The organism is Ochrobactrum sp. PL_is483, assembly GCF_055816855.1.
In genome coordinates this window covers 111,501-121,835 of the sequence record NZ_JBVPGS010000021.1, presented here as the reverse complement: position 1 = coordinate 121,835, position 10,335 = coordinate 111,501, and the positions used below count along the sequence as shown (strand labels likewise).

The window sequence follows — 10,335 nt, the reverse complement described above, 5'->3', positions numbered from 1 at the left end:
ATTCCTCACCGGTAAATATCGTAATTGTCTTCCGGCGACAGTTGGCTGCGGCTTCTCGCATAACCATGCCCTGCATAGGTTGCCGCAGCAATGATGCCCGGAGAAAGACAGTCACCGATGCGCTCGACCGTTTCCAAACCGTGATCCATCCATTGATGTTTCAAGGCTACCAGATCGTGCCAGAGCTGATCGTTTGGCAGGCGCGACGTGACCGCAACCAGTATCGCGCAATCGACAGTGCGGATTTTGCCGGAATAAACGCAGGCAATATCAAGCGCATCCTTCCGGCGTCCGGCAAGCTGATGCGGTTCAATACTCCGACATCGGACAGTCTGCATACGGCCCCTTTCCGGTCAAAAAAGAGTCCAATCCTACATATGACAAGTTTCTCCTTTTGCCATATGTGAAATCTCAACAAACTCGAGCATATATTAGAGAACATATCCAAGCCAGACGCTCGACATAAAAGCCTGCGACTCCGCCGTCGAACGGGTAGCAAGTGTCGCGGATTTTCGTTGGGTACCCAGCGCTCCCTCAGCAACCTATTATTTTCAGAGCCAACGAAAGACCGCGTGGCCTGTTCACGGTACAGTGTATCGCAGTCGGGGAAACTTTACAGTCGAACACAAAAATCCGCGATGCGTAAAAGAATGCGGCTTACGCCGCGTTCGTGATGCCACGATGAAATGCCTGAGGCGGAAGGTAAAGACATACGGTTATTTGCCGGTTGCTTTTTGAATTCGCACTTATTGGCGTTGTCAGGAGATATACAGAACCAGCAAAAATCATATCGTAAGGTGCAATGTCGACCTCAGTCTGTGCGCACGTGGTTCGTACGCGAACCAGTGAGACTTGCGTGGCGATGTGCATGGCAAATCTATCGCATCAGCGTCTGCGAGCGTCGGAGCAAAAGATAAGGACGTACTCCGCGCCACTGCCAAAGATTGAGTTTTGCCATAAGATTAATAATGTTGCTTAAAATAACGGCAAAAAGAAATAGCTTGACGGAATTGCGCTAAATTCAGTAATTTCTGGGTCAAATTCGTATTTGGCATTTGGGCCCTTCTCGGAATCTGAAAATTCCGGAGGGGTTTTTTTGTTTGGCTTTCTGCATGTCTCAAAACAACAAAATTGACATCCCTGTCGGCGTCTTGTTTTCGCACTCCGGTCCCTATCAAAAACTGGGCTACGAGGGCTATTGCGGAGCTATGGCTGCGATCAAGGCCATCAATGATCGGGACCTTCCATTCAATCTCGTTCCACTAATTGCCGACCCGAGCGGCAACCCCGACCGTTATGCGCCGCTGAGTGAAGAGCTGATTTCGCAACAGGGCGTTCAACACATCGTCGGCTGCACCACATCCTGGAGCCGCAAGGAAGTCATTCCCGTTGTCGAAAAGCGCGATGCACTGCTCTGGTATCCCTGCGTCTATGAAGGTTTTGAAGCGAGCGACCGCGTCGTTTATACGGCGGCTTGCGCCAACCAGCATCTTGTCCCGCTGATCGACTTTATTGTGCCCCGCTTCGGCAACCGCGCTATGTTGCTCGGCTCGAACTATATCTGGGGCTGGGAAACCAATCGCCTCGCCCGCGAAATGCTGAATGCAGCTGGCGGCGAAGTTCTCGGTGAGCGCGCCATCGCCATCGGCGACTCGGATATTGACCATCTCATCCGGGAAATCGAAAGCAAGAAGCCCGACTTCATCCTCAACAATCTGATCGGTGAATCGTCCTATACGTTCCTGCGCGCCTATGCGGAACTGGGCCGCCGAAACAGCGATTTCCGCACCTATGTCAGGCCCGTTCTGAGCTGCAATCTCTATGAAAGCGAGCTGGAGCATGTCGGCAATGCCGCCGAGGGCAATTACAGCGTAAGTTGCTATTTCCGCACACTGCCGGGCGAAACCAATCGCGCCTTTCTGGAAGCCGTCAGAAGCAATGGCTTTGACGGTAGCCTTTCGGCCATATTCGCCCAAGCCTATTCCAGTGTTCTGATGATCGCCGCTGGTATCGAACGGGCAGGCACCGACGATGTCGAAAAAGTGCTCGCCGCAGTCCAGACGCACACCACAAGCACGCCGCTCGGCGATGTGCTGGTCGAACCGCGGACAAACCATATCGCCCTGCCCGCCCATATCGGACGGGCCAGACAAGATTGCAGCTTTGAAATCGTGCATGAAGCCGAGGTCGCCATTCAGCCGGACCCGTTCATGGCGCGAACGCATCTTCAAACATCCGCCAATCCGGGCCAGCAGCCCGGCTTTCTGAGGCTCGTCAAATGACCATGACAGACCCGGCCTTCACCGTCGCCAGTTGGGGCGCATTCGAAAACTGGACCGCGCTGATCGTTCATCGCCGCCATACCAATGTCGATGCGATTGTGCAGCAGTTGCGCCGCATCGGCGTGGACGTCGTGGAATGCTGGCCGGACCTGCCTGAGCGCGCCGACATCTCCCGGTTCAACGTCGTCTTCTTCGATGTCGATATGGGATATGACGAGCAGTTTCCGTGGCCGCCGCAGCAGGCTCCTGTGCCCACAGTCGCCCTGATCGGCTCGGAAGCACCGGGCCGGATCGGCTGGGCGCTCAATCAGGGCGCGGATGCACAGCTTTTGAAGCCAATCGGCAATGCGGGCGTCTATAGCGCTCTGGTCATCGCCATGCACAATTTCCAGCGTCGCCATGCGCTGGCAACCGAAATCGGCGAGCTGCGCGAAAGCCTTGCCGGACGCGAAGCCATTGCGCAGGCCACGGCAATACTGATGTTCGCAGACAATATCTCCGCCAGACAGGCCTATCAGAAACTGCGCCTTGCCGCGATGGCGGAGCGCATCAGTGTCGAGGCCTTTGCCCGGCGCTTTCTGAAAGAAAAGCAGACAGGGAACGATCGTGAGCGCGCTTGACATTCTTCCGGTCGGCCAGAAAAAAGCCGAACGCGGCGTTCTTGGCCGCATCATCCGCCGACCGCTGGCCGCATTCGGCCTTGTCGTCATCGTCGTCACTGTCGCAGCCGCGCTCTTCGCGCCGTGGATCGTCCCCTTCGATCCGAACGAACAATTCTTCGACGGCCTGACACTGGAAGGCGCGCCGCTCGCGCCCAACCTGAAATTCTGGTTCGGCACCGATCTCGTCGGGCGCGATCTGTTCTCCCGCCTGATCTATGGTGCACAGACCTCGCTGATCATCGGCGTGGTGGCCAACGGCATTGCGGTGCTCATCGGTTCGACTGTCGGCATTTGCGCCGGATATTTCCGTGGCTGGGTGGAAACCGTGCTGATGCGGTTTACCGATCTGATGATGGCGTTTCCCGCTTTGCTGCTGGCCATTGTGCTTGCGGCAATCTTCAAGCCGAGCCTCTGGATCGTCGCGATGGTGATCGCAATGGTCAACTGGGTTCAGATTGCACGCGTGCTTTACACGGAAACCCGGTCTCTGTCGGAACGCGATTTCATCGAGGCCGAGCGCGCGATGGGTGCGGGTGCGCCCCGTATCATCCTGAAGCACATCCTGCCACATCTCTTTTCCACGATGATCGTCTGGGCCACGCTTGGTATCGCCACCACCGTTCTTCTGGAGGCCACGCTGTCCTTCCTCGGCATTGGCGTGCAACCGCCAACGGCCTCCTGGGGCAATATCATCTTCGAAAACCAGACCTATTTCACGAGCGCACCCTGGCTCGTCTTCATTCCGGGCGCAGCAATCCTTTTGCTGGCGCTCGCCTTCAACCTCGTCGGTGATGCCCTGCGCGATGTGCTCGACCCGACCCAGCAGGGGCATCACTGATGCTTGCCTATATTGCCCGCCGCCTCATCCAGACTGTGATGATCCTGATCGGCATCAGCTTCGTGACCTTCATCCTGCTTTATCTGGTGCCAGCCGATCCGGCGCGCCAGATTGCCGGGCGCAGCGCGACAGCACAGACGGTCGAGAATATTCGTGAGCAGCTTGGCCTCAACCTGCCCTTCTATGAGCAATATCTACGCTATCTGAAGGGGCTCGTTCAGGGCGATCTCGGACGCTCCTATCTTCAGAAAACCGAAGTGGCATCGCTGATCTGGTCACGCCTGCCCGCAAGCCTGCTGCTGATGGCCGGCGCCATCTTCTCGGAACTCGCCATCGGTCTCACCATGGGCGTCATCGCGGCCACCCGGCGCGGCAGCCGCACCGACAATGCCTTGATGATCTTTTCATTCGTAGGCGTTTCCGCCCCGCAATTCGTTATCGGCATTCTGATGCTCTACGTGTTTGCGGTTAAGCTCGGCTGGTTCCCGATCGGCGGCTACGGAACGTTCATGCATCTCGTCCTGCCTTCGCTGACGCTCGGCCTTCTGGGCGCAGGCTGGTATTCGCGCATGATGCGCTCCTCGCTGCTCGACGTTCTTCGCCAGGATTATATCCGCACGGCCCGCGCCAAGGGGCTGGCGCGCTGGAAAATCCTGCTGCGTCACGCCATGCCCAACGCCATCCTGCCGATCATCGCCATGATCGGAATCGATATCGGTCTGTTCATGTCGGGCATTGTCGTCGTTGAAAGCGTGTTCGGCTGGCCCGGCATCGGTCAGCTTGCCTGGCAGGCAATCCAGCGCGTCGACATTCCCATCATCATGGGCGTCACGATCGTATCCGCCTTCGCCATCGTTCTCGGCAATCTGCTCGCCGACCTCATCACTCCACTGATCGACCCGCGCATCAAGCTGCGATGAAACCAAAAGACTCCAGAGAAAGGGACACCAATGAAGAAGACTTTTCTATCCGGCATATCGGCGCTGGCGCTTGGCCTCGCCATCTCGTTCGGCGCGCAAGCCGCCAACGTCAAGCAGGGTGGCTCGATGATCGTCACCTATAAGGACGACGTTTCGACGCTCGATCCCGCCATCGGCTATGACTGGCAGAACTGGTCTATGATCAAGTCGCTGTTCGACGGCCTGATGGACTACGAGCCGGGCACCACCAATCTGCGCAAGGAAATTGCGGAAGATTACACGATCTCCGAAGACGGCAAGACCTTCACCTTCAAGCTGCGCAAGGGCGTGAAGTTCCACAATGGTCGCGAACTGACCGCCGATGACGTCAAGTATTCCATCGAACGCGTCGTCAACCCGAAGACCCAGAGCCCCGGCGCTGGCTTCTTCGGCTCCATCGTCGGTTTTGAGGATGCATCCGCAGGCAAGGCCGAGGCGCTGTCGGGCATCACCGTGGTTGATCCCTATACCATCAAGTTCGAGCTGAGCCGTCCGGACGCGACCTTCCTGCATGTGCTGGCGCTGAACTTCGCCCATATCGTGCCCAAGGAAGAAGTCGAAAAATACGGCGCAGATTTCGGCAAGCATCCGGTCGGTTCCGGCGCTTTCAAGATGACCGAATGGACGCTCGGCCAGCGCATCGTATTCGAGCGTTTCAAGGATTATTACAATCCGTCGCTGCCGAAGCTCGACCAGATCACCTTTGAGGTCGGTCAGGAGCCGGTCGTTGCCCTTCTGCGTTTGCAGAACGGCGAAGTCGACATTCCGGGTGACGGCATTCCGCCTGCGAAATTCATCGAAGTTACCAAGGATCCGAAGTTCAAGGACCTGATCATTCAGGGCGGCCAGCTGCACACCGGCTATGTGACCATGAACGTCAAGATCAAGCCTTTCGACAATGTGAAGGTGCGTCAGGCCGTCAACATGGCCATCAACAAGGACCGTATCGTCCGCATCATCAACGGTCGCGCTGTCCCGGCCAATCAGCCGCTGCCGCCGTCGATGCCGGGCTATGCCAAGGACTATAAGGGCTATCCTTACGATCCTGAAAAGGCAAAGGCGCTGCTCGCCGAAGCCGGTGTGGGCGATGGTTTCGAAACCGAGTTGTTCGTCGCCAATACCGATCCGCAGCCGCGCATAGCACAGGCCATCCAGCAGGATCTGGCCGCTATCGGCATCAAGGCCTCGATCAAATCGCTGGCCCAGGCCAATGTCATCGCAGCAGGCGGAGAGCCTGACGCCGCGCCGATGGTCTGGTCTGGTGGTATGGGCTGGATTGCCGACTTCCCGGATCCGTCCAATTTCTACGGCCCGATCCTGGGTTGCAGCGGTGCGGTACAGGGCGGCTGGAACTGGTCGTGGTACTGCAATGCAGAGCTGGACAAGAAGGCGCAGGAAGCTGACGCCATCGTTGACCCGGCCCGCAAGGAAGAACGCGAAGCCATGTGGCGCGATATCTATCTGAAGATCATGGACGACACGCCTTGGGCGCCGATCTTCAACGAGGAGCGCTTCTCGGTTCGCTCTGAACGTCTGGGCGGTCCCGACGCGATCTTCGTCGATCCTGTCCACATTCCGGTCAATTACGACGAGGTTTATGCAAAAGATGTGCAATAATTGCCATTACACCATTCATGGTCGGCATCATCATTTCGGCTGGGACAACTCGTTCCAGCCGGCTGAAACGGTCGCGCCCGGCTCGACCCTGAAATTCGAATGTCTGGATAGCGGCGCAGGCCATTATCATCGCGGCAGCACGGTCGCCGATGTGTCGACGATGGACTTTTCCAAGGTCAATCCGGTTACCGGCCCCATCTTCGTCGATGGAGCCAAACCGGGCGATGTCCTGAAAATCACCATCCATCAGTTCGAGCCATCAGGCTTCGGCTGGACGGCAAATATTCCGGGCTTCGGTCTTCTCGCCGACGACTTCAAGGAACCAGCGCTAGCATTGTGGAACTACAATCCCACAACGCTGGAGCCAGCACTCTTCGGAGAGCGTGCGCGCGTGCCGCTGAAGCCGTTCGCCGGAACCATCGGCGTCGCACCGGCGGAAAAGGGCCTGCATTCGGTCGTACCACCGCGTCGTGTCGGCGGCAATCTCGACATCCGCGATCTTGCAGCCGGAACCACGCTTTATCTGCCGATCGAAGTCGAAGGCGCTTTGTTCTCCATTGGTGATACCCATGCGGCACAGGGCGACGGCGAAGTGTGCGGCACCGCCATCGAAAGCGCGATGAATGTCGCTCTGACGCTGGATCTCATCAAGGATACGCCACTGAAGATGCCCCGGTTCACCACGCCGGGGCCAGTGACGCGGCACCTAGATACCAAGGGTTACGAAGTCACCACCGGTATCGGGTCCGATCTGTGGGAAGGCGCGAAAGCCGCCCTTTCCAACATGATCGACCTTCTTTGCCAGACGCAGAACCTCAACCCGGTGGATGCCTATATGCTCTGCTCGGCTTGTGGTGATCTGCGCATCAGCGAAATCGTCGATCAGCCGAACTGGGTCGTATCGTTCTACTTCCCGCGTTCCGTTTTCGAATAAGGCATAAGGGGGCGGTCCCCAGCCGCCCCTCTTCCATCACTCAGCGAGCACAAACATGAACACGCCTTCTCCGCTTCTGCAGGTAAGAGATCTCGTGACGCAGGTTGCGACGCCCGACGGTGCACGCACTGTCGTCGACCGACTTTCCTTTGATCTGCAATCCGGGGAAACCTTGTGTATTGCCGGCGAAAGCGGTTCCGGCAAATCCATGACCGTGCTCTCGCTGATGCAGCTTTTGCCCAAATCATTGGCACGCGTCACCGGCGGCACCGCCGTGATGAACGGTCGCGACATTCTCAAGCTCAACGAAAACCAGATGCGCAGTGTGCGCGGGCGTCATATCGGGATGATCTTTCAGGAACCCATGACCTCGCTGAACCCGGTTCTGACCGTTGGGCGACAATTGGCGGAAGCTGTCGCCAATGAAGCTGACCCGAATGGCGGCCTGTCCGGCGCGGCGCTGAAGCAGCGCTGCAAGGACTTGCTCGATCAGGTTCAGATTTCCGATTCCAGCCGTCGCCTGTTGCAATATCCCTACGAACTCTCCGGCGGCATGCGCCAGCGCGTCATGATCGCGATGGCGCTTGCCCAGAAGCCAGAAATCCTCATCGCCGACGAGCCGACGACCGCGCTCGACGTGACAGTCCAGTCGCAGATACTTGCGCTCATTCGCAAGCTCCAGGCCGAGAACGGCATCTCGGTCATTCTCATCACCCATGATATGGGCGTTGTCGCCGAAATGGCAGACCATGTTCTCGTCATGAACAAGGGTAGGCAAGTCGAGCAAGGCCCACTGCGCGATGTCTTCCACCACCCTCGTGACGAATATACGCAGCGACTGCTTGCCGCTGTGCCGCGGCTCGGTGAAATGACTGGCACCGATAAGCCGAAGCGCGCGCCAGCGGAACCGAAGGCTGAGCCAGCGCCTGCACCATTCAGCCCCATTCTCGAAGTCGAGAATCTGGTTGTTCGCTTCGACATAAAGGGCGGCATCTTACAGCGCCCTGTCCGGCGCGTTCATGCTGTGGAGGGCGTATCCTTTACTGTCAATCGCGGTGAGACACTGTCACTGGTCGGCGAATCCGGCTGCGGCAAGTCCACCACCGGCAAAGCTCTGCTCAATCTGGTTCCATGGAGCGGCGATATCCGCATCGATGGCAAGAGCACGAAGGGTCTGAGCCGCACAGCGATGCGACCGGTGCTGCGTGACATTCAGATGATCTTTCAGGATCCCTATGCTTCGCTCGATCCGCGCATGCGGGTTGGCGACCTTGTGGGCGAACCACTGACGATCCATGATCTGGCATCAGGCAGTGAACTGAAAGACCGTGTCGAATATCTCTTCCGCCGGGTCGGTATGTCTGCGGATCAGATGAAGCGCTATCCGCACGAATTCTCCGGCGGCCAGCGGCAGCGCATCTGCATTGCGCGTGCTTTGTCATTGTCACCGAAGCTGATTGTAGCGGACGAAAGCGTTGCGGCTTTGGACGTTTCGATACAGGCGCAGGTTCTGGATCTTTTACAGGACATCCAGAACGAGACGGGCGTTTCGTATCTCTTCATCAGCCACGATATGGCGGTGGTCGAGCAGATCAGTCACCGTGTTGCGGTGATGTATGCGGGCCGTTTTGTTGAGACTGGAACGCGTGCGCAGGTGTTTGAGAACCCGCAGCATGCCTACACGCGTCGTTTGATGTCAGCGGTTCCTGTTGCAGATCCGGATCGTGAGCGTCGTTTGTTTGTGGCCAATGAAGGCGAGCTTCCAAGCCCGGTGAAGTCGCTTGACTATGTGGCACCGCATCTCGAACATGTGGCGCTTGGCGACGGACATTCTGTCTGGCATGAGGCTGGTGTCTAGGCTCAGGACTTAGCTAACAGAGCAGTTTCCCATGACGTATGCCAATTTTCCCAACGTCTGGCCCAATATGCGACGGTGACGAATAATCTGTCGCTCCTTGATCAAAAGAGGGCAACAACTCCTGGCTGGATGCCGCGGCGGTCAGATCTCTTATTGCGTTGTCGAGATCTATGATGAGGATTACTTGTTAGTCGACGCCAACCCCAGTATGCCGACCAACGAAATGCGCCGCCATGTGCGAGATTGGCTGACTGCCTATGGCATTATCGATTGATTCGTAGCAACTAAGGGCGAACCGGGATTTTCCAGGACTGGACTTCCCCTTTAAAAGTGGAGGACTTCTGTTAGAACAGACTGACAGGAGACTTAGAATTGAAGCAGCGAGAATTTACAGAAGAGTTCAAACGCGAAGCCGTTCGGATTTTAACGACGAGTGGTCGAAGCATTTCATCGGTTGCCGAGGACCTTGGCATTGGCAAATAGACACTTGACCGCTGGCGGCGTAATTTTGCTGAGATAGATTTACTCTCCGGTCCGCATGAAGACATGAGCCAGGAGCTTGCTCGGCTTCGCAAAGAAAACGAGCTTCTATGACAGGAACGCGATTTATTAAAAAAAGGCGACGGCCTTCTTCGCTCGAGAGACAAGTCGATGAAGTTTGCCTTCATCGATACGGAGAAGGTCCATATGTCTCTGTCGCGTTTGTGCGCCTTCGCAGGTGTCAGCATGCATGGAAGCATCGCGTCCCTAACCGCCGCCAGCTTGATGACATGGTTATTCTGGCGCATATTCGCAATCAGTTTGCACTGTCACGTGAAACCTATGGTAGCCCTCGAACGCATGTCGAACTGAACGAACAAGGCATTCGGGCAGGTCGTCACCGCACGGCGAGACTGATGCGTGAAAACGGTCTTGAACTGAAATCCGACGCTGACACGAACGGCCACGTCTGGGCTTGGTTTACGCTCAACGGCAAAGAGTTGGTCGAATTCGTCAACTACGAAGACTACAAGTGTAGCGTCGGTCTAGGACAGTCAAATCTCAAGAATTGCGAATGCGGTCTCATGGACGACGAAATTGACGCGAATTACCACATTATCAATGCTTATATCCGAGAGAACGAAGAAGCATGGGCGTTCCTCGAAGAGCACGAGGCTATGTGGGAGGCTTGCAGATCCCTTACGG

The 10,335-nt window shown here is 56.8% G+C and carries 8 protein-coding genes and 1 pseudogene; 8 read left to right on the top strand and 1 reads right to left on the bottom strand.

Annotated features, from left to right (window positions below; translation table 11 throughout):
* Window positions 1-5: 5 nt before the first annotated feature.
* A complete protein-coding gene (locus AC0TNJ_RS02660) occupies window positions 6-338 on the bottom strand; it encodes a hypothetical protein (protein WP_473770143.1) in 333 nt (110 codons plus the stop codon).
* A gap of 774 nt (window positions 339-1,112) precedes the next feature.
* Between AC0TNJ_RS02660 and AC0TNJ_RS02655 the strand changes: the two genes are divergently transcribed.
* The 8 genes and pseudogenes from AC0TNJ_RS02655 to AC0TNJ_RS02620 all read left to right on the top strand — a co-directional run.
* Window positions 1,113-2,282 (top strand): transporter substrate-binding domain-containing protein, encoded by a 1,170-nt coding sequence (locus AC0TNJ_RS02655; protein WP_473770142.1) that lies wholly within the window; start codon window positions 1,113-1,115, stop codon window positions 2,280-2,282.
* A gap of 2 nt (window positions 2,283-2,284) precedes the next feature.
* Window positions 2,285-2,902, top strand: a complete 618-nt coding sequence (locus AC0TNJ_RS02650; RefSeq protein ID WP_473770149.1) for an ANTAR domain-containing response regulator — start codon at window positions 2,285-2,287, stop codon at window positions 2,900-2,902.
* A 1-nt stretch (window position 2,903) separates the two neighbouring features.
* A complete protein-coding gene (locus tag AC0TNJ_RS02645) occupies window positions 2,904-3,782 on the top strand; it encodes an ABC transporter permease (protein WP_473770148.1) in 879 nt (292 codons plus the stop codon).
* On the top strand, window positions 3,782-4,702 hold the full coding sequence (locus AC0TNJ_RS02640; protein ID WP_473766871.1) for an ABC transporter permease: 921 nt from the start codon (window positions 3,782-3,784) through the stop codon (window positions 4,700-4,702). The genes AC0TNJ_RS02645 and AC0TNJ_RS02640 overlap by 1 nt, the downstream gene beginning before the upstream one ends.
* A gap of 30 nt (window positions 4,703-4,732) precedes the next feature.
* A complete protein-coding gene (locus AC0TNJ_RS02635) occupies window positions 4,733-6,358 on the top strand; it encodes an ABC transporter substrate-binding protein (protein ID WP_473770141.1) in 1,626 nt (541 codons plus the stop codon).
* Entirely contained in the window at window positions 6,348-7,292 is a 945-nt protein-coding gene (locus tag AC0TNJ_RS02630) for an acetamidase/formamidase family protein (protein WP_247997237.1), read from the top strand. Before AC0TNJ_RS02635 ends, AC0TNJ_RS02630 begins: the two co-directional genes overlap by 11 nt.
* A 55-nt stretch (window positions 7,293-7,347) precedes the next feature.
* Entirely contained in the window at window positions 7,348-9,150 is a 1,803-nt protein-coding gene (locus tag AC0TNJ_RS02625; RefSeq protein ID WP_473770140.1) for an ABC transporter ATP-binding protein, read from the top strand.
* Window positions 9,151-9,504: 354 nt separating this feature from the next.
* Window positions 9,505-10,073, top strand: a pseudogene (locus AC0TNJ_RS02620) (IS3 family transposase); the annotation flags it as partial.
* Window positions 10,074-10,335: the final 262 nt, after the last annotated feature.

Bases quoted from the DNA above. Each gene is read 5' to 3' on its own strand.
- AC0TNJ_RS02660 (WP_473770143.1), bottom strand. From the start codon at position 338: ATGCAGACTGTCCGATGTCGGAGTATTGAACCGCATCAGCTTGCCGGA.
- AC0TNJ_RS02655 (WP_473770142.1), top strand. From the start codon at position 1,113: ATGTCTCAAAACAACAAAATTGACATCCCTGTCGGCGTCTTGTTTTCG.
- AC0TNJ_RS02650 (WP_473770149.1), top strand. From the start codon at position 2,285: ATGACAGACCCGGCCTTCACCGTCGCCAGTTGGGGCGCATTCGAAAAC.
- AC0TNJ_RS02640 (WP_473766871.1), top strand. From the start codon at position 3,782: ATGCTTGCCTATATTGCCCGCCGCCTCATCCAGACTGTGATGATCCTG.
- AC0TNJ_RS02635 (WP_473770141.1), top strand. From the start codon at position 4,733: ATGAAGAAGACTTTTCTATCCGGCATATCGGCGCTGGCGCTTGGCCTC.
- AC0TNJ_RS02630 (WP_247997237.1), top strand. From the start codon at position 6,348: ATGTGCAATAATTGCCATTACACCATTCATGGTCGGCATCATCATTTC.
- AC0TNJ_RS02625 (WP_473770140.1), top strand. From the start codon at position 7,348: ATGAACACGCCTTCTCCGCTTCTGCAGGTAAGAGATCTCGTGACGCAG.